General features: G+C 43.3%; 18 protein-coding genes. 13 read left to right on the forward strand and 5 right to left on the reverse strand.

Annotated elements, in window-relative coordinates:
* Positions 1 to 70 precede the first annotated feature (70 nt).
* The 5 genes from R7P64_RS04045 to nirD all read left to right on the forward strand — a co-directional run bounded on the left by R7P64_RS04045 (position 71) and on the right by nirD (position 6,187).
* Complete coding sequence (locus R7P64_RS04045; protein ID WP_318123184.1) at positions 71 to 1,435, forward strand: CmpA/NrtA family ABC transporter substrate-binding protein; 1,365 nt, start codon at positions 71 to 73, stop codon at positions 1,433 to 1,435.
* Between the two features lie 72 nt (positions 1,436 to 1,507).
* Complete coding sequence (locus R7P64_RS04050) at positions 1,508 to 2,473, forward strand: ABC transporter permease (protein ID WP_005375889.1); 966 nt, start codon at positions 1,508 to 1,510, stop codon at positions 2,471 to 2,473.
* 11 nt (positions 2,474 to 2,484) lie between these two features.
* Positions 2,485 to 3,321 carry an ABC transporter ATP-binding protein gene (locus tag R7P64_RS04055; protein WP_005450080.1) on the forward strand — a complete coding sequence of 279 codons (837 nt, stop codon included), beginning with the start codon at positions 2,485 to 2,487 and terminating at the stop codon, positions 3,319 to 3,321.
* Positions 3,322 to 3,331: 10 nt separating this feature from the next.
* Positions 3,332 to 5,851, forward strand: a complete 2,520-nt coding sequence (gene nirB, locus R7P64_RS04060; protein WP_318123185.1) for a nitrite reductase large subunit NirB — start codon at positions 3,332 to 3,334, stop codon at positions 5,849 to 5,851.
* Positions 5,852 to 6,187 (forward strand): nitrite reductase small subunit NirD, encoded by a 336-nt coding sequence (nirD, locus tag R7P64_RS04065; protein ID WP_042764613.1) that lies wholly within the window; start codon positions 5,852 to 5,854, stop codon positions 6,185 to 6,187.
* A 98-nt stretch (positions 6,188 to 6,285) separates the two neighbouring features.
* On the opposite strand, the gene R7P64_RS04070 is transcribed toward nirD, so the two are convergent.
* On the reverse strand, positions 6,286 to 6,690 hold the full coding sequence (locus tag R7P64_RS04070) for a PPC domain-containing DNA-binding protein (protein ID WP_031845699.1): 405 nt from the start codon (positions 6,688 to 6,690) through the stop codon (positions 6,286 to 6,288).
* Between the two features lies 1 nt (position 6,691).
* Positions 6,692 to 7,267, reverse strand: a complete 576-nt coding sequence (locus R7P64_RS04075) for a TetR/AcrR family transcriptional regulator (protein ID WP_005375904.1) — start codon at positions 7,265 to 7,267, stop codon at positions 6,692 to 6,694.
* A 284-nt stretch (positions 7,268 to 7,551) separates the two neighbouring features.
* Between R7P64_RS04075 and R7P64_RS04080 the strand changes: the two genes are divergently transcribed.
* The 4 genes from R7P64_RS04080 to R7P64_RS04095 all read left to right on the forward strand — a co-directional run bounded on the left by R7P64_RS04080 (position 7,552) and on the right by R7P64_RS04095 (position 10,348).
* On the forward strand, positions 7,552 to 8,166 hold the full coding sequence (locus R7P64_RS04080) for a glutathione S-transferase family protein (RefSeq protein ID WP_005375905.1): 615 nt from the start codon (positions 7,552 to 7,554) through the stop codon (positions 8,164 to 8,166).
* A 220-nt stretch (positions 8,167 to 8,386) separates the two neighbouring features.
* On the forward strand, positions 8,387 to 8,647 hold the full coding sequence (locus tag R7P64_RS04085) for a hypothetical protein (RefSeq protein WP_017820228.1): 261 nt from the start codon (positions 8,387 to 8,389) through the stop codon (positions 8,645 to 8,647).
* Between the two features lie 29 nt (positions 8,648 to 8,676).
* Positions 8,677 to 9,906: a PP2C family protein-serine/threonine phosphatase gene (locus R7P64_RS04090; RefSeq protein WP_318123187.1), complete on the forward strand. Its 1,230-nt coding sequence runs from the start codon at positions 8,677 to 8,679 to the stop codon at positions 9,904 to 9,906.
* A complete protein-coding gene (locus tag R7P64_RS04095; RefSeq protein ID WP_053349943.1) occupies positions 9,887 to 10,348 on the forward strand; it encodes an ATP-binding protein in 462 nt (153 codons plus the stop codon). The genes R7P64_RS04090 and R7P64_RS04095 overlap by 20 nt, the downstream gene beginning before the upstream one ends.
* A 70-nt stretch (positions 10,349 to 10,418) precedes the next feature.
* Here R7P64_RS04095 and R7P64_RS04100 read toward each other — a convergent pair whose 3' ends face one another.
* From R7P64_RS04100 to R7P64_RS04110, 3 genes are all read right to left on the reverse strand, one after another.
* Positions 10,419 to 10,610, reverse strand: coding sequence for a hypothetical protein (locus R7P64_RS04100; RefSeq protein WP_025767706.1), 192 nt, complete (start codon positions 10,608 to 10,610; stop codon positions 10,419 to 10,421).
* Positions 10,611 to 10,644: 34 nt separating this feature from the next.
* On the reverse strand, positions 10,645 to 10,980 hold the full coding sequence (locus R7P64_RS04105; protein ID WP_025767707.1) for an Hpt domain-containing protein: 336 nt from the start codon (positions 10,978 to 10,980) through the stop codon (positions 10,645 to 10,647).
* A 446-nt stretch (positions 10,981 to 11,426) separates the two neighbouring features.
* On the reverse strand, positions 11,427 to 13,577 hold the full coding sequence (locus R7P64_RS04110) for a serine/threonine-protein kinase (RefSeq protein WP_170960374.1): 2,151 nt from the start codon (positions 13,575 to 13,577) through the stop codon (positions 11,427 to 11,429).
* Positions 13,578 to 13,889: 312 nt separating this feature from the next.
* On the opposite strand from R7P64_RS04110, the gene tagH reads away from it, so the two are divergent.
* From tagH to tssL, 4 genes are read left to right on the forward strand one after another with little or no spacing between them, the layout of a single operon-like run.
* Entirely contained in the window at positions 13,890 to 15,083 is a 1,194-nt protein-coding gene (gene tagH / locus R7P64_RS04115; protein WP_213972784.1) for a type VI secretion system-associated FHA domain protein TagH, read from the forward strand.
* Between the two features lie 11 nt (positions 15,084 to 15,094).
* Complete coding sequence (gene tssJ, locus R7P64_RS04120) at positions 15,095 to 15,550, forward strand: type VI secretion system lipoprotein TssJ (RefSeq protein WP_213972783.1); 456 nt, start codon at positions 15,095 to 15,097, stop codon at positions 15,548 to 15,550.
* Between the two features lie 21 nt (positions 15,551 to 15,571).
* Positions 15,572 to 16,897: a type VI secretion system baseplate subunit TssK gene (gene tssK, locus R7P64_RS04125; RefSeq protein ID WP_080276943.1), complete on the forward strand. Its 1,326-nt coding sequence runs from the start codon at positions 15,572 to 15,574 to the stop codon at positions 16,895 to 16,897.
* An 11-nt stretch (positions 16,898 to 16,908) separates the two neighbouring features.
* Positions 16,909 to 18,201: a type VI secretion system protein TssL, long form gene (gene tssL / locus R7P64_RS04130; RefSeq protein ID WP_213972782.1), complete on the forward strand. Its 1,293-nt coding sequence runs from the start codon at positions 16,909 to 16,911 to the stop codon at positions 18,199 to 18,201.
* Positions 18,202 to 18,203: the final 2 nt, after the last annotated feature.

Below are 18,203 nucleotides of genomic sequence, written 5' to 3' on the forward strand. Positions count from 1 at the left end.
GTAATTGTAGACTTAGCAACGGCGCTACTGCTCTTCGGAGTAGCGGCGCTTTTTTTATGGGAGCAAACCAATGAAATGGAGTTCGATGCTGAAAGTGTCAGCAATTTCGTTATCGGTATTCACCGCGGTCAGTGTAAAGGCAGAGTTGGGTGAGCCAGAAATTGAAGATCTGAAGTTTGGTTTTATTAAGTTAACCGATATGGCACCGCTGGCGGTTGCTTATGAGAAAGGCTTTTTTGAAGACGAAGGCTTGTACGTCACTTTAGAAGCACAAGCAAACTGGAAGGTGCTATTAGACCGAGTCATCGACGGTGAGCTTGCTGGCGCGCACATGCTTGCTGGTCAGCCATTGGGCGCAACGATTGGTGTCGGCACAAAAGCGGAAGTGATTACCGCGCTCAGTATGGATTTGAACGGCAACGCAATCACGGTTTCCAATGATACTTGGGAACAGATGAAGCAATACATTCCAAAGCAACCAGATGGCAAGCCAGTTCACCCAATCAAAGCGGATGCACTGAAGCCTGTGGTCGACAGCTATCTGGATAAAGGCAAACCGTTCAACATGGGGATGGTGTTCCCTGTATCGACGCACAACTATGAGTTGCGATACTGGTTAGCGGCAGGTGGGATTCATCCAGGTTTTTACGCACCAGACTCAGGCGATAACAGTGGCCAGTTGGATGCTGACGTTCTTTTGAGTGTTACACCGCCACCACAAATGCCAGCAACAATGGAAGCGGGCACGATCAAAGGGTACTGCGTAGGCGAACCATGGAACCAACAAGCTGTATTCAAAGGTATTGGTACGCCAGTCGTGACCGATTACGAGATCTGGAGGAACAACCCAGAGAAAGTGTTTGGTGTTTCCAAAGCTTGGGCTGAGAAGTATCCAAACACGCACATTCGCGTAGTGAAAGCCTTGATTCGAGCGGCACATTGGTTGGATGAAAATGACAATGCCAACCGCCAAGAAGCAGTGAAGATGCTATCAAAAAGCGAATACGTCGGAGCCGATGCCGAAGTTATTGCCAACTCAATGACCGGCACATTTGAATACGAGAAAGGCGACAAACGAGACGTGCCAGACTTCAACGTGTTCTTCCGTCATAACGCCACTTATCCGTATTACAGCGATGCGATTTGGTACCTGACCCAAATGCGTCGCTGGGGGCAAATCTCAAGCGAGAAATCCGATGATTGGTACATGGATGTCGCAAAAGAGGTTTACCGTCCGGACATTTACCAACAAGCGGCTCAAGCACTGATTGAAGATGGTGTGTTGAGCAAAAAAGACTTCCCAGATTTTAGTGCTGAAGATGGTTTCCGTGCGCCACAAACACACTTTATCGACAACATCGTTTATGACGGTCGCGAGCCAAATAAATATTTAGAGAAGTTCTCTATCGGGCTTAAAGGAAAAGACAAGGTTTAACCATAACGGTAAACGCCACAGGCGAGGGAATTCGCTTGTGGTAACAAGGATGTAAATTTCTTAGGAGTGAGTATGTCTAGTAATGTCATTTCCCTTTTTCCTGCTAAGCAGGTAGTGAACCGAAGTCGGTTGGTACTTTTGCCCGTCATTGGTTTGCTGATCTTTTTGGCAATGTGGCACTTAGCAGCGAGAGAAGTGCAAACCTCATTAGGTACGCTACCGGGGCCTGTGCAAACTTTTCAGCAGTTCAGCAACCTTGTCGATGACCATTGGCAAGAGCGAGAAAAGGAACAAGCGTTTATCGAGCGTCAGGAAAAGCGCAATGCTGCGAAGTTAGCCAAGAATCCGGACGCGGAAGTGAAGATTCGTCCCTACACAGGTAAACCGACGTTCTTCGATCAAATCATAACAAGCCTAGTGACTGTAACCGCGGGCTTTTTACTGGCGACGGTTATCGCAATTCCGCTTGGTATCGTGCTTGGTCTTAATCAAGGGCTGTATCAAGCGTTCAACCCAATCATTCAATTGCTCAAGCCTGTATCACCTTTGGCTTGGCTGCCTATCGTCACTATGGTTGTAAGTGCCACTTATGTGAGTGATGACCCGATGTTTGCTAAGTCGTTCATCAACTCACTGATCACCGTGGCGCTGTGTAGCTTATGGCCGACGCTGATTAATACCGCTGTGGGTGTAACGAGCGTTGATAAAGACTTAATCAACGTGAGTAAAGTGCTTCAACTTTCGTGGTGGCAGCACATCCGCACTATCGTTTTACCTTCTGCCATTCCAATGATCTTCACAGGTTTACGTCTCTCTTTAGGTATCGCTTGGATGGTGTTGATTGCGGCAGAAATGCTCGCTCAGAACCCAGGGTTAGGCAAGTTCGTTTGGGATGAATTCCAAAACGGCAGCTCGGCATCATTGGGTCGTATTATGGTCGCCGTCATCACCATCGGCTTTATTGGATTGATGCTCGATAGAGGCATGTTGCAACTTCAAAAGTGGCTGTCTTGGAATAAACAACAAGCGTTGAGATAAGGGAAAAGATCATGGAAAAAGCATTATTAGATCTAACGCGTTTAGGGATGCGATTCCCAACGCCAGATGGCGAGTTCATCGCGCTTAAGAACGTCGATTTACAAATCAATAAAGGCGAGTTTGTATCGCTGATTGGCCACTCTGGCTGCGGTAAATCAACGGTATTGAACTTAGTTGCAGGGCTACACATGCCAACAGACGGCGGCGTAATCGTCGATGGACGAGAAGTAGCTGGACCGGGACCTGACCGCGCAGTGGTGTTCCAAAACCATTCATTGTTGCCTTGGCTCACCGTATATCAAAACGTTGAGCTAGCTGTAAAACAAATTGCCGGCAAAAAGGGCAAAGCGTGGATTCAGGAGCAAGTGAATCACTATTTGGAGTTGATTCAAATGCAGCATGCCGCGCACAAAAAGCCGGATGAAATCTCGGGTGGTATGAAGCAGCGAGTCGGCATCGCCAGAGCACTGGCACTTCAACCAAAGGTTTTGCTGATGGATGAACCATTTGGTGCGTTGGATGCGTTAACTCGTGCGCATTTGCAGGATGCACTGATGAAGATTCAAGCCGAGCTAAACAACACCGTCATCATGATTACCCACGATGTGGATGAGGCGGTGTTGCTATCCGACAAAATCGTGATGATGACTAACGGACCGGCGGCAACCATTGGTGAAGTGTTAGAAGTGAATTTACCGCGTCCCCGTGAGCGTGTCGCACTGGCGGATGATGCGCAGTATCAGAAGTGTCGCCAAGCCGTGTTGAAGTTCCTTTACGAGAAGCAATCCAAAGTCGAGATTCCTGCTTCGAAAGAAGACAAACCCAAAACCGCAGCGCAAACGGCATAAGGAGACAGCGATGAACAGTCCTTTAACGATTCCAGTAAAGAACGCATTGAGCCACATCGTTGTGGTAGGCAACGGTATGGTCGGGCAACACCTCGTCGAGCAATTAGTGCAGAAAAACGCGCATTTGGAGCACCGAATTACCGTGATTGGTGCAGAGCGCTTTATCGCGTATGACCGTGTACAGTTGTCCTCTTTGTTTGCGGGTAAGTCTCATGATGATTTGATGCTGAGTAACCAAGAATGGTACGACATGCATGGCATCCAACTCGTACTTGGCAGCCAAGTAACAGGCATCGACAGAGAGCAAAAGCGTATTCTGCTTGATGGTGAAGATGTGCTGGGTTACGACCAACTCGTGCTCGCGACCGGTTCTTACCCGTTTGTGCCTCCAATTGAAGGTAAAGACCGAGACAACGTGTTTGTCTACCGCACGCTTGATGACCTTTCACAAATCAAAAAGGCATGTGAAGGCGCAAGAACAGGCGCAGTGATTGGCGGCGGCTTGTTGGGTTTAGAAGCGGCAAACGCACTCAAACTATTGGGGTTAGAAACTCACGTCATTGAGTTTGCGCCTCGCCTGATGCCCGTGCAATTAGATGATGGTGCAGGCTTGGTGCTAAAAGAGAAGATTGAAGCGCTAGGGCTAACCGTTCACACCTCAACGGGTACGGAGCGAATCTGCGATGGTGAAACGGCTAAGCATCGTATGGTGTTTAAAGACAAAGATCCTCTCGAAGTGGATGTGATTGTCTTTTCCGCAGGCATTCGCCCTCAAGATGAGTTGGCAAGATTGGCCGAGCTAGAGGTCGGTGAGCGAGGCGGCATTGTGATAAATAACCAATGCCAAACCAGCGATGAGAACATATACGCGATTGGCGAATGTGCCCTTTGGGAGCAGAAGATCTTTGGTTTGGTCGCTCCCGGTTACACCATGGCGAGAACCACTGCCGATGTTTTGACTGGTATGCCGAGCGAAGGTTTTAAAGGTGCAGACATGAGCACCAAACTCAAGCTGCTTGGGGTGGATGTGGCGTCTATCGGCGATGCACAAATGCAAACCGAAGGCGCTCAAGAAATGGTATTGCAAGATGCGGTTGCAGGCATCTACAAAAAGCTGGTGGTTGATGCGAGCGGCACCCAATTACTTGGTGCGATTCTCGTTGGTGACAACAGTGACTACGATGCGCTCTTACAGTGTTATTTGAACAAAACTGTCTTGCCAGACCATGCAGCGAACCTGCTGTTTGATACCGGAATGCTGGACGGAGAAATGCCAGACAGCGCCATCATCTGTTCTTGTCACAACGTCACAAAAGGCGACTTAGTTGCCGAGATTCAAGCTGGTACTACCAACCTGACGGACCTTAAAGCCAACACCAAAGCCGGTACTGGCTGTGGTGGCTGTAGCAATATGGTCAAGTCGGTATTGGATACTCAATTGGCAGCCATGGGGGTAGAGGTTAACAACCACCTTTGTGAGCACTTTGAGCTTAGTCGCCAAGAGATGTTCCATATTTGCCAAGTGGAACAAATCAAAGACTTCGACACCTTAATTGCACTGCATGGCAAAGGGCATGGGTGTGATATCTGTAAGCCGACAGCAGCATCTGTGTTTGCTTCTTTGTGGAATGAACACATCATGGAGCCGCAGCATCAATCTCTGCAAGATTCTAACGATGCTTTCATGGCAAACCTGCAAAAAGATGGCTCTTACTCGATTGTACCTCGTGTTCCGGGCGGCGAAATCACACCAGACAAACTCATCGTGCTAGGCGAAGTTGCTCAGCAATACGATCTGTACACCAAGATCACTGGTGGTCAACGCGTGGATTTATTTGGCGCGCAGTTAGAACAGCTTCCTGAAATCTGGCAAACCTTGATTGATGCTGGTTTTGAAACAGGGCACGCCTACGGCAAATCGGTGCGCACCGTGAAATCTTGCGTCGGTTCTACGTGGTGTCGTTATGGTGTTGATGACTCGGTCGGATTAGCCATTGAGTTAGAGAACCGCTACAAAGGATTGCGAGCGCCCCATAAGCTTAAGTTTGCCGTATCGGGCTGTACTCGCGAGTGTGCAGAAGCGCAAAGTAAAGACATTGGGGTGATCGCCACTGAAAACGGCTGGAATCTATATGTGTGTGGTAATGGCGGCATGAGACCAAGACACGCTGATTTGTTTGCATCCGACTTATCTAAATCAGAGTTGATCACCATGATCGACCGACTCTTGATGTTCTACGTCAGCACCGCAGATCGCTTGCAGCGTACGTCGTTGTGGATGGAGAACATGGAAGGGGGCCTAGACTACCTTAAACAAGTGATTTTGGATGACTCTCTCAACCTATGTGACTCTTTGGATGAACAAATGGCGCGCGTTGTAGATACCTATCAATGTGAGTGGAAGAGTACGTTGGATAATCCTCAAAAATTGCAACGCTTCCGTCCTTTCTTGAACAGCACGTCGGGCAGCAAAGTCTTGCCGTACCAACGTGTGCGCGGTCAGCGTATTCCAGTGAAACAGGAGGTGTAAATGGCAGCGTTAACCAAAGTGAAATTGTGTCAGCTTGATGACCTAATGCCGTTCATCGGTGCCACGGTGTTGATTGAAGGCGAGCATGTCGCGTTGTTCTACATTCCTGATAGCGGTGTTTACGCCGTTCAAGATTGGGATCCAATTGGTAAGGCTTATGTGATGAGTCGAGGGATTGTCGGTGATATCGATGGTGAGATGTGTGTCGCATCACCACTGTATAAACAGCACTTCAGTTTAAAGAGTGGGCAATGTTTGGAAGACGATGCGCACTGTCTAAAAACGTGGCAAGTAACAGTCGACGATAATCAGGTTTGTTATTTAGTCGAAGAATGATCCTCGAAATTAGCTTGCGCGATATGAGTAAATTCTTAGCGTAAGAGACAAGCGAATAAAGCTCCAGAGACACCACAGTATGGCTCTGGAGCTTTTTACTATTTGGAAGGATTCACTTGTAGTTCGGTATAGCCAGTCGAGTCGTCCATCGCTCTAGTGAACTCAAGCTCTGAGTAAGAATGGATGATCAATTCTGCGGTAGTATCAATCACTGTGCCTTCCAGCAAATGCCCACCCCAAACTAGTCCATCACGATCAGACACCGAGATATGAACGTGCTGATGCTCAGGCGTTAGTGTTCCCATCACAGAGACGATTTCAAATGGTTCTTGTTTGGTTAACGTACTCTCTGCACCTGCCAAACGAAGGTTGAGGTCAGAGATACAGCCAACGCATGAGGCAATCGAGCCTGCTTTGATACCATGCTGCTCGACCAATTTCGCTAGGCTCAGCTTTAAGTCCATGCCTTTGGTAAGACGTACTGCTATCACTTCAATCGACATGTCACTTCCTAATCAAAACCAGCAAGCAGGAAAGCGCCGTATCCAAGTCGGCATAACGTTTGGCTTTGCCAAGTACGCGCATGCCTTGCATGTTGTTGAGAACAAAACGAGCAAGCTCTTCTGGTTTCAACGTTTTCGGCACTAAGGTTTCTTTTTGCGCATTGGTCAGCGCATCCGCAATGATGTCGATAAGATGGTCGAACAAAAAATGCCCTTTACGCAGTACATCATCGTCTTCACCAGCGTGCTCAATCAACGCATTTTGGATAAAACACCCACAGTTGCGTTTGCGTTGCAGTTCAGCAAAAGATTTAAGGAACGATTCCAACTCAGGTAAGGACGCGTCGTCTTTTTCCAAATCATTCAGTGACGGTAGCGAGACCTTTTTCAAGTAGGTATCGAGCGCTTCGTAGTAGAGCTGTTGCTTGTCACCATAGGTGTTGTAAAGACTGAAGCGGTTGATGTTCAACTCGTCGGTGAGATCCGAGATAGACGTGTTCGCAAAGCCCTTGCGCCAAAACACATCCATAGCCACGAGAAGCTTTTCATCTCGGTCGAAGTTGGCTTTTCTTGCCATAAATTACCTGCCTGGGTCTGCTTATCGGGTAATTAAATTGCTTTGGAGGGATGGTACAGAGAACCTCTAGCGTTCGAACTGAACCAATATGATGAATACCCATCTATTCTTGGGTATCAACCTCCAAATTCATGTGAACTCACAAACGGCATCAAAAATCTCGCTCAGCAAACAGACCCACAACTGTTTGAAAATTTTTGATAGTGAAGTTCTTGACTGATCGTTTATAAACTGGCTACAGTATATCCTAACCAATCGGTTAGAAAAAGATAAAAGGATGTGAAATGAAGCTCTATGAAACCGCAATGACTCCAAGTTGTAAGCGAGTTAGCATTTTTCTAAAGGAAATCGGTGGCGAGGTTGAGCGAATTGCGCTGAACGTTCGTGAGGGCGATAACCTATCTGAACCGTTTAAATCGAAAAGCGTGAACGGTAAAGTGCCTCTACTAGAACTGGATGATGGTACGACGATCTGTGAAAGCGTGGCGATTTGTCGCTACCTAGATGAAGCGTTTGAAAATGATCTGGCGCTGTTTGGTGCTAACCAGCTCGAACGTGCTCAGGTGGAAATGTGGCATCGTGTGGTGGAGTTCCAAGGACTAAATGCGGCATTTCAGGCGTTTCGAAACATGACCGGAGTTTATGGAGACAGAGAACGTTGCGTTGAAGCATGGGGCGAAGAATCAAAACAACGCGTCTACGAATTTCTGCCTGTCTTAGACAAGCGTCTTGAACATAATGATTTTATCGCCGTAGACCATTTTACTATTGTTGATATAACAGGCTTTATTTTGATCAGTTTCGCAATTAAAGGCCTAGAAATTGATGTGCTATCGACGTCGCCAAACATTGCTCGATGGTATAACCAAATTTTAGCTAGACCTGCATTTCAGAGTTAATGTATTGCAGCGAGTGGATGATAGCTCGCTGCTACCACCTTACCGATTCTTAACTCAGCAGGATATTCAAATTTTTTCAGATTTTTCTTATTTCTTCTCCTATCGCCTATAATTGGAAAAACAACCTCAATTTGCTTCGTTGCGTTTTAGAGCCTTGGGCTCTTGGTCCGTAGACGCTCTCTTTCATCATGGAAAGTCTAATAATAGACAAGGAGAGGTCATGAGTATTCAAGTGAAAACTATCAATAATATTCTAATCGCCCTGTTAATGGTTTCGGTTTTTGGTCTATTCGCACTGTACCTCAATTACACACAGCAGAATGAACAGATTGAAAGGCTGCAAAGTCAGTTAATCGAAAAAGAGCATCAGATACTAATTTCTAATGAAGCGTTGTCTTACACTCGATATCAACACCAATTATTAGCCGAAGACTACAGCCGTTTTAGAAATGAGCAGTCAGTGACTAGTGTTTTGCGTTAGCCAGTAAAGCAACCGTATTAAGGAGGAAGATGAAACCCATTCTTTTGGTCGATGATAGTAAAACAGTACTGCTTTACATTAGCAGTGCATTGGAAAAGCAGGGCTATGAAGTGGTTGCAGTTGAAGACGGACGAGCGGCGCTTGAGGTGCTAACCAACCGCCCTGATATTCAGTTTGTGCTGAGTGATTTAATGATGCCTGGAATTAACGGTATTGAATTGTGTCGCCAATTAAAATCTAAAGTTAGCGAACGTTACATTTTCTTTGTTCTACTGTCTTCTAGAAATGACCAAAGTTCGATCGTGAAAGGCATTGATGCTGGCGCAGATGATTTCGTAGATAAAAAGACGTCTGTAGAGGAACTTCAGGCCAGAATCCGTGCGGGGTTTCGTACTTTAGAACTGCACAACAAACTCGTTGAGAGAAATAAAGAGCTAGATGCGGCCTATCAAACAATCCACCAAGACCTACAGTCTGCTAGTCATCTGATGGAGCAACTACTCCCTGCTGAATCAACTATTCAGAATGTAAATTTTAGCTATGTCTACAAACCATGCTCCCAGATTGGTGGTGATATGTTGGGGTATTTGGAGCTCGATGAACAACATGTTGCGTTTTATGTACTTGATGTTTCTGGTCATGGTATTTCTTCAGCTTTGATGGCTTTTTCTATTCAACAGACGCTATCTCAAAGTCAGGGGCCTGATTCGATCACGATGGAGTTGAGAGATGACGGCTATTGCGTAAGTGAGCCAGCATCTGTGATTGAACGGCTAAATCGGCGTTATCAGCAAACTAGAAACAGTCAACTTTACTTTACTATGGCTTACGCCATTCTTAACACAAAATCAGGGCAACTTAGCTATTGCACGGCTGGCCACCCCAGGATCTTAGTTTGGCGAGCGAGTACGAAAACGATGGAACAGATAGGTGACGATAACTTTATCGTTGGTGCAATGCAGCCGATGGAATATATCGGTAACCAAATTAATCTGGATGAGGGCGATGCATTGTGGCTTTATTCGGATGGCTTGATTGAAGCGAGGCAGGGTGAGGAGATGTTTTCACTACAACGATTGGCATCGAGTATAAAAGCTGTTTGCACGCTGCCAGTTGAAGATCAAGTGGGAGACGTCTTTAAAAAAGTACAATCTTGGCATAACGAAGATGAGTTTGATGATGATGCCAGCCTTTTACAGGTAAAATGGCATGGTGAGAGGCTCGATTTTAAGGAAAAGAATGTCAAAGAGCGAATTTAAACGAACTTACGGGAGCTCCCTTACTCACTCACGAAGTGCGAGCAAAGACGTTGTTCGGTTTTTGATGGGTCATCAAATCCCCTTAAATGCAATTCAATCATTGGAGCTTTGTGTCGTTGAGCTCATGAATAACGCTTATATTCATTCTTACAGTGAAATAGAAGGCCTGCCAATTGAAGTGGAGTGTAGGGTTGGGGATGACCAAGTGTCCGGTTTCGTGGAACTGAGAGTCTCTGATTGCGGAGCGCCGATCAATGAAAAGACGTTCATCCAACATAAAAACAAACAGATTGAGGCACCTAACTTAATGGATGACGATAGTTGGTCCTCCTCTGGTCGCGGACTGATGTTAGTCGCTCAATTATCTGACCTGTTTAAATTGGAAAAAGGTTTCGAAAACAATACGTTTGTTGTAGTGAAAAGGAATAGGGAGAGAAACTAACAACCAAGCAAAGTCGATTTCCTTCACTTGGTCCCTAGCGTTAACCTGACGGTTGCGTTGTATATCATTGTTATTTTGTATTCGTTGTTGGTGCCGGTGATAGTAACGCCTCCAACTCTTCTGGTGTTAGAATATCACTGATGTTTAACATATTACTTTCATCATCTAGCGCCATCTTTGTACGGCTAAGTAAGTACCTTTTTTGAGTTGGTGTTAGGTCTTTGAGAGACTCAATCAACTCCCTGAAATTGCTATTATTCATTGCCATATTTCCCCCAGTTAAGCCTTGAATTTCTTTATTGCATATTCTTCAAGTAAGCGAAGATTTGTTGATTAATTGCAGCTAGCTCTTTAGTAACTATAGCTATATCTGAGCTATCTGGCGCTGTATCGTTTCTGGTTTTTTCTTCTATTCTTTGAAACGCAATGACCGCGGTGTCTTCTCCGAAACTCTCTAGAATGCCTTTTAAACTATGAGCTAATAGATAGAGTTCTGACCAACATCTGCTTGCATATAGCTCATCTATACGCTCTATATCATTCGTGTGATCTTCAAGGTATGTAGAAAAAACAGTGACGATCAGATCTACGTCGTTATCCATGTATGTATTGAGAACATCAAAATTAATCATGTATACCCCTATTAAACGTTGAGGTAGAGGAATGTTTCGGATAATGAAGGCTTAGCCGAAGGTATGAATGGCATAACCAGTATTTGAGCAGAAATAGTTTGCTTGTCGCTTGAGATAAACTTACAAAAAGAAAGTCATTGTTAAAGATATTTTGACTTATATCCAAACGGCAATGGTCGAAATGTAGGGATGAAAAAACTTCAACTCGTGTGTTTTTAACACAAGTAGCAAAGGGGACGTTTCCAAGTAAAACGGCGAGTCGGTAAGTGTCTTGCAGTCCTAGTTTAAGGCTATCGTTACATACGGACGCCAGACGTTCGCCAACTTTGACTATTCCTTCAGTCAAGGCTAACTCTCCTCATTAAGTACAAGTATAAATTAGCAATCTAGTTGCATATTGGCAAGTAATCTGCGGCAAAAAAGGGACTCGCGTCCCTTTTGTATTACTAGCTTTGCTTAGAGTCCTGTTCTATTTGCTTCATAAGCTCGTTGGCTTTCTTCATAGCGCGTCTTGCGCTTGAAGTCCTTCGCTTATTAAGTAATATATCGGAGAAGCGTAAGTATTTATCAGCAGTTTTGAATCTTAAATCGTTAACATCCTGAAAACCAATAGGAAAGTTTTTCGAGAACAGATCCACATCCTTCACTAAGTTATCGAGATGAGTTGTCGTCCTTGCCTTTTCTAGGCGAGAATAAAAGTTTTCAAACTCTTCTTGGAACAGGATTCTAGCGGCATCTTCTGGAAACGGTAGAGGGCTGTTGGAATCTAGCGCTGTCTCATACAATTTCATTTCCAGCACTGCATCTTTCATCGCATTACTTATCTGTAAGTTCTCTTGATGCTCTTCTACGTTTGAAAAGAAGGTGTTCCCAACCTTAATAAGAGCAACAAGTGCAGCTGCGTCTTTCTTTTGGAGTGCTTCAGTGAGGTGCTGACCGAAAACATCGCTAGATAACGAACTTGGCGTGAAAGGATAACCTTGATGAATCTGATTTAACTCATCCTTGAGCTCATAGATGGATTTACTGCCATCTTCTTTACTGTACCGAGACTTTTCTAGTTGACTGTTGATTTGCCTTGCTATCGAAAGTAACGTGGAGTGCTTGCTTGACTGAATATCTAAGGCAAGAACTTCTATTTTATGTGAGTCAGGATAGTAGGTTTTTGCTTTATCAAGTATGGACTCAATTTCATCATAATTCGGGTAGTTGTTGGCATCAGAATTCAAAACCTGATCAATTTCAGATTCAAACTCGCTGAGAATATAGGTCTTGTGTAAGCGTAATAAGCCAGCCTTAACGACTGGATGTAAGCTTTTTTCACTATCAATCAGTGCCAAACTTTTTTCTGCTGGCGTATCAAGCTGCCACTCTTGTCCGGCAATTTGATCATTTTGCTTGCTAATAACGGTTTCCAAAGTGGCGATGGTTTCTTGTTGCTGCTGATAACCAAATACTATGCCGCTAACTAATAATATACTCGCTGCCGCGCCGCTAGCGATAGGCCAATAGCGCATATTCAATTTGTGTTTCAACTGCTCAGGGGTCAGCTCGTTCGGAATGATGCCAGTTGAAAATACGCTTGAAAATATTGGCCACTTAGATGCAGGCATGTTAGTTGGTTTAGAGACCTTGATCTTCTTTTTGAGAGCTTCATTAACTGGAGTTCTTGCGTAAGGGTGTTTGCAACTCAATAACTCGTAAGCAATACAAAATAGAGCAAACATATCGTCGCTTAAGTTCGGTTCCTTACCGGATAACAGGTTGAGTGATGCATAGTTGGGAGTATAACCAAGCGTTTCAACATTTTCGGATTTACGTTTAGCCGCATATTGATCCTGCTTTAATTGATGAGTTTTAGATACACCAAAATCAAGCAGCTTAACGTTACCCTCAGACGTTAAAATCACATTAGCGGGCTTTAGGTCGGCGTGCACTACACCAAGAGAGTGAGCATATGAGAGTGCATCGAGTACCTGATTTAGGATTGATAAAGTTGCATTAAACTTCAGCCCATGGGGCCTAGAACGCTGTATTAAACTCTCTAATGTTTCTCCGTTAATATACTCCATAACTAAAAAGTATATTTCGCCATCAACACCAAAATCAAAAACCCTAATGATATTAGGGTGGCTTAACCTTTGAGTTTGTTGAGCTTCACGTATTAACATGCGTGCAGTCTCTGGTTGAGAAGCAAACTCTTTCTGTAATATTTTTAACGCAACGTAGGGTGTTTCTGAACCTGAAGATTCAAGAATCTTATCTTTAGCTAAGTAAACATCGCAAAGCCCACCATGCCCAATAACCGACTCAATTTCATACCGATTTTTAACGGTCGTTCCTATTAAGCTTTCGTTAATAACATCTTTGTTATTATTTAATGAGTCATCTTTATTGTTTTTTTTCTTATTAACTAACGGAGTGTTTTCTTTTTGAGACAGTTTTGTATTTGTTTCATTTTTATTTTTAACGGAGGTTTCATTATTAGTGAGTTTGGTTGATTTAATTGCATTGTCTCGTTTTTGAGTCTTTACAATTTTGGTTTTATCTCCGCTTTCTTCGTTATTTATAGAATTGTTTTTATTACTGTCTTCCATCACAAGAACTCCGTATAAATGATGGGGGAATATATACCTTTCTGCTCAATGAAAAGTCATTATGTTAGAATTTCTCGGCCAAACTAACATTCGTTTTTTTATTGATGAAAGTCTAAGTTTCAAAAATTTGAACTTGGTTGGATAATTAAAATTGTTGAACAATACGTGATTGCTTTGATAAAAAAATGATTCATTATTCCGTGCATGATTTTCAATGGCAGTATTAAGGTTTTTATTAATCTTACTGTTAATAAGAAAGCAATTAATAATAAAATTAAAAATAATATCTAGCAGGTCTTTGGCGAGGTTTACATGAAGTTGGTTTTAACCATAACAAGTTTTCACAAATTTACTCCAGAGATTGAGAGTGAGTTCGTGTTTGAATCAAGTGATGAACATGCCAAGGTTACATTTGGTAGGTCTGAACAATGTGATTGGACACTACCAGATCCTGAAAGAGTGGTATCCGGAACCCACGGAGAACTGATTAAGTTTGGTGACAAATACTTGATAAAAGACCTCTCAACTAATGGTACTTTTGTAAATAATGCAGTAACTCCTGTGGGTCAAGGAAATGAAATAGCACTAAGCGATGAGGATATGGTTAGCTTAGGCGATTATCAAATTTCAGTTTCTATTAAAACAGATACAGATGTATTCAGTCTTGAGACAAGTAAAAATCTTTCTAGCGCCCCCCCTAAAGTAGTCTCAAGTCCATCGGAAGCAGAATTTGTTGACCTAGGCCTTAGTGCTAGTGAACTCTTAAACGAAAGTGTTCCTTCTGACTTTCAGCTAGATATTGGTTTAGTCGATGATTTTATTGATATCCCAAAGCCCGAAAAACAGAGCACCGTATCTGAAACTTTACCGAAAGTTGACCGACAATCAGAACACCTATCGACTCCCAACTTTGATACCAATGGGGGTGAACTTGCGGCTTTTGTTAGAGGGGTGGGTATAGATCCAATGATGATTCCCAGCGATAACCGAGAGGAATGGTTTGAGCAACTGGGGGAGTCATTTTCTTTGATGCTAGTTGGTTTAATGGAAACGCTGCATAACAGAGCAGTGTTTAAACAAACAAATCGACTTAGTCATACCGCATTTCGTAAGTCAGAAAATAACCCTTTAAAGTTTTCTGCAAACTTAGAAGATGCGATTCATAACTTATATAACCGTCAAACCGCTAGCTTCTTAAAGCCAAATGCAGCCATTAAAGAAGCATTTAATGACATCGAAAGTCATGAGCAAGCCTTAATGAAAGGTGTTGAAGGTACGGTTTCGAGTGTTATGTCACTTGTTGAACCTACTTCTATATACTCAGATGCTTTAGCAAAAGACACGGTTATCAATAAGGTTATTCCAGCTAGAAAATATGCTCAAAGTTGGAAGAGGTTTGAGGATATTCATAAAAAGTTATCCGATGATATTATCAATAAAGAGTCTCCGTTCTATTTAGAAGACTTCGCTAAGCACTATGAATTAGCATTAAAAAACAAAGGTTAGGAATTAGGGTGATGAAAAAGTTTTACCAATATATTTTGTTATTAATTTCAATGGCTTTATTTGGGTGCTCAGCAGCGAACCTAGTTGTTGATCCATACTCAGATTTAGAAATAGCAGCAAGTCATAACATTAATCCTGATTCAAACGGCAGGCCTTCTCCTGTAGTGGTGTATGTATTTGAATTAACGTCAAATACCATTTTCGAAAGCCAGGACTTTTTTTCTATTTATGAAGACAGTGAAAAAGTTTTAGGACCTGATTTAGTGAATAAATATGAAGTTTCATTAACTCCAGGTCAGAAAGAAACATATCAAGCAAGTATGTCTCCAAAGACAGAATATTTAGGCATTGTCGTCGCGTTTCGAGATATTGAAAACTCAAATTGGCGACAAGTCATTAAAGTGGATAAGACCGGTTACAACACATATCAAGTATTGTTAGAAGATCTGTCTTTGGTCGTTAAATAACGTTTAGTTGGCTAATTATAAATGACGCAATACTCCAAGACGGCTTGGTGCGAAGGAATGTTTTTACGTCCCCAGCACTTCCAACAACAAGAACGCGCAACCTCTCAAGAATTCAAGGGCTTACATCAGTTAGGTGGGGCTTACAATTGGGGAGTTTGGAAATGTCGAGTAAAAAAACACGCGCTAAAAGATGGTCTTATTGAACTTGAGCATCTTGAAGCTGTTTTGCCAGATATGACGTTGGTTAATACGTTAATATCCAACGATTCAGTTTCGCCTCTACTTATTGATAAAAACACTGAAAATACGTTAGTAAAAATAACTCTCCCTCTTTCAAGTGTTACAGGTAAAAACGTTTCAGATGTAAGCGAATCGATCGTCTCTCGTTATGTACTTCAAGATATCGACGTGATAGATAACCTTACAGGACAAGATGAGGAAACCATCCAAGTTGCAGCCCTTAACCTAGAGTTGAAAGCGAGTAATGACAAATTAGCGGGTTATGTGGAGTTACCTATCTTAAGGATCAAAGAGGTAACTCCTGAAGGGGAAGTTATACTAGACGATGAGTACGTTCCTCCGCTTATCAATCTCCTTAGCGACAAAGTTATGTCAGCCTATCTACGTAACGTTATCGCGATGACAAAGATGCGTGCTGACGTTATTGCGCAGCGCTTGATTAAGGGTAAATCTGCATCGGCATCTGCTGTTGATTTCATCATGCTCCAAATGCTGAACCGATATGAGGCGAAGTTAAAGCATTTCAGTGAGTTAGATAGGTTACATCCACTGGAATTAGCGACGACACTTAAAGGTTACATTGGTGAGTTAGCCACTTTTTCTAATAAAACTAAAAGAGTCCCAAGTTTGCTTGCGTATGATCACTTAGATGTATCAAGTGTTTATAGCGAGTTGAATCAGATACTCAGTCAGTACCTCAGTGTTGTTCTTGACCAAACTGCGACCAAACTTCCGTTGGAGCCTCGCCAGTACGGTATTCAAGTGACGCCACTTCCAGATAAACGCTTGCTTGAGTCATGCCAATTTGTGCTAGCAATTAAAGCAGATACCACAACAGATGAAATAAGACGCCTGGTCCCAGCGCAACTCAAGTTTGGCCCGGCAGAACAGATTCGCGATCTAATTAATAATCAAATCAACGGTATAAACGTAGTGCCGTTGAGTGTCGTCCCGAGACAGATTCCTTACCAAACGGGCTATGTCTATTTCGAAGTTGTCAAGAAAGGGCCATTTTGGATGAGGCTAAAAGATAGTGGCGGTATTGCGCTTCACCTATCAGGGCATTTTCCGAATGCTGAACTTGAGCTTTGGAGTATTAATCAATAGGCGCGCTCAGTATGGAACAAACGATCGTAAAACCAACACCGGGTGGAAGAGCACCCGCATCGAAACCACAATCAGAAAAGTCACTGGATAATACCGTAGTTATCTCAAAAAGCCCTGAATTGGTGAACAATGATTCAGTGGTCGCTTATGGGAATAACTCTCTACTAGCAGAGGCGAATGGCCTGTTATCTATTATCGGTCAAATTCGGTCGACAGCGACTCATTCCGATCCGTTGTTTCTAAAAGAGACATTGGCACAAAAGCTTAGAGATTATGAGAACCGATTACGTCAGCATGACGTTGATTTGGATACCATTGATACAGCTCGTTATTGTTTATGCTGTTCACTAGATGAAGTTGTCCTTAACACCAATTGGGGTGGGCATTCATTCTGGAGTCACGATTCATTACTTAGCTCCTTCTATGCTAGCAGTCAAGGTGGGGAAGCGTTCTTTAAGCATCTTGATAAGTGCATGGCGAAACCAGATGCGAACTTAGATTTGCTTGAACTAATGTATGTGTGCTTATCTCTCGGGTTTCTGGGTCAATACCGTTTAGAAAAAAATGGACTGGAATCGCACCGGAAATTGAGAAGACAGGTTATTGCTAGTCTTAAGTCTTATGGGAGAGGAGTCCCTCAGGAGCTAAGTAATAGTATCGACCAACACATTTTGAATGGCTCAAAAGCTTCTGATAGAGCCCCTCTTTGGGTTGTATGTTCTGTAACGGCGGCATTATTGGTCTGCATATATATGTATTTTAGCTATGAGCTAAATAAGGCATCCAATCGCACCTTTTCTCAATTAGTCAATTTGATTCAACCGCAACAACTTAACCAAGATGCAACGTCAGAATCAAAATCAGCGCCAATTGCAGAAAAGATTTCAATGTATCTAGCAACTGAGATCGGTAAGGGGCTAATCAATGTTGAGCCGCTGCAAGACAGGGTAAGAATTTCGTTAAAGTCTCAAGATCTATTTGAATCAGGTAGTGCTGATGTTGTCGCTTACATCCAACCCGTTATTTCTAAGCTTGCGAGAACATTGGAGTCGACCCAAGGCAAGATCATTGTTACTGGTCACACCGACGATAGGCCTATTTTCACGAGTAAATATCCCTCGAACTGGCACCTATCATTAGCTCGAGCCACTGCTATGTCTGAACAACTGATCTCGAATAGTGCATTAGAAGGGCGAGTGATACCCGAGGGATTGGGGGATGCAAGACCATTAGTTGAAAACAGTAGTGATGAAAACCGAGCTATTAACCGCCGGATTGAAATCGACCTTCTTGTCGCGAATTAATA

It is taken from the genome of Vibrio sp. 2304, assembly GCF_033339475.1.
GTDB classification, from domain to species: Bacteria; Pseudomonadota; Gammaproteobacteria; order Enterobacterales; family Vibrionaceae; genus Vibrio; species Vibrio alginolyticus.

Bases quoted from the DNA above. Each gene is read 5' to 3' on its own strand.
- R7P64_RS04045 (WP_318123184.1), top strand. From the start codon at position 71: ATGAAATGGAGTTCGATGCTGAAAGTGTCAGCAATTTCGTTATCGGTA.
- R7P64_RS04050 (WP_005375889.1), top strand. From the start codon at position 1,508: ATGTCTAGTAATGTCATTTCCCTTTTTCCTGCTAAGCAGGTAGTGAAC.
- R7P64_RS04055 (WP_005450080.1), top strand. From the start codon at position 2,485: ATGGAAAAAGCATTATTAGATCTAACGCGTTTAGGGATGCGATTCCCA.
- nirB (WP_318123185.1), top strand. From the start codon at position 3,332: ATGAACAGTCCTTTAACGATTCCAGTAAAGAACGCATTGAGCCACATC.
- nirD (WP_042764613.1), top strand. From the start codon at position 5,852: ATGGCAGCGTTAACCAAAGTGAAATTGTGTCAGCTTGATGACCTAATG.
- R7P64_RS04070 (WP_031845699.1), bottom strand. From the start codon at position 6,690: ATGTCGATTGAAGTGATAGCAGTACGTCTTACCAAAGGCATGGACTTA.
- R7P64_RS04075 (WP_005375904.1), bottom strand. From the start codon at position 7,267: ATGGCAAGAAAAGCCAACTTCGACCGAGATGAAAAGCTTCTCGTGGCT.
- R7P64_RS04080 (WP_005375905.1), top strand. From the start codon at position 7,552: ATGAAGCTCTATGAAACCGCAATGACTCCAAGTTGTAAGCGAGTTAGC.
- R7P64_RS04085 (WP_017820228.1), top strand. From the start codon at position 8,387: ATGAGTATTCAAGTGAAAACTATCAATAATATTCTAATCGCCCTGTTA.
- R7P64_RS04090 (WP_318123187.1), top strand. From the start codon at position 8,677: ATGAAACCCATTCTTTTGGTCGATGATAGTAAAACAGTACTGCTTTAC.
- R7P64_RS04095 (WP_053349943.1), top strand. From the start codon at position 9,887: ATGTCAAAGAGCGAATTTAAACGAACTTACGGGAGCTCCCTTACTCAC.
- R7P64_RS04100 (WP_025767706.1), bottom strand. From the start codon at position 10,610: ATGAATAATAGCAATTTCAGGGAGTTGATTGAGTCTCTCAAAGACCTA.
- R7P64_RS04105 (WP_025767707.1), bottom strand. From the start codon at position 10,980: ATGATTAATTTTGATGTTCTCAATACATACATGGATAACGACGTAGAT.
- R7P64_RS04110 (WP_170960374.1), bottom strand. From the start codon at position 13,577: ATGGAAGACAGTAATAAAAACAATTCTATAAATAACGAAGAAAGCGGA.
- tagH (WP_213972784.1), top strand. From the start codon at position 13,890: ATGAAGTTGGTTTTAACCATAACAAGTTTTCACAAATTTACTCCAGAG.
- tssJ (WP_213972783.1), top strand. From the start codon at position 15,095: ATGAAAAAGTTTTACCAATATATTTTGTTATTAATTTCAATGGCTTTA.
- tssK (WP_080276943.1), top strand. From the start codon at position 15,572: ATGACGCAATACTCCAAGACGGCTTGGTGCGAAGGAATGTTTTTACGT.
- tssL (WP_213972782.1), top strand. From the start codon at position 16,909: ATGGAACAAACGATCGTAAAACCAACACCGGGTGGAAGAGCACCCGCA.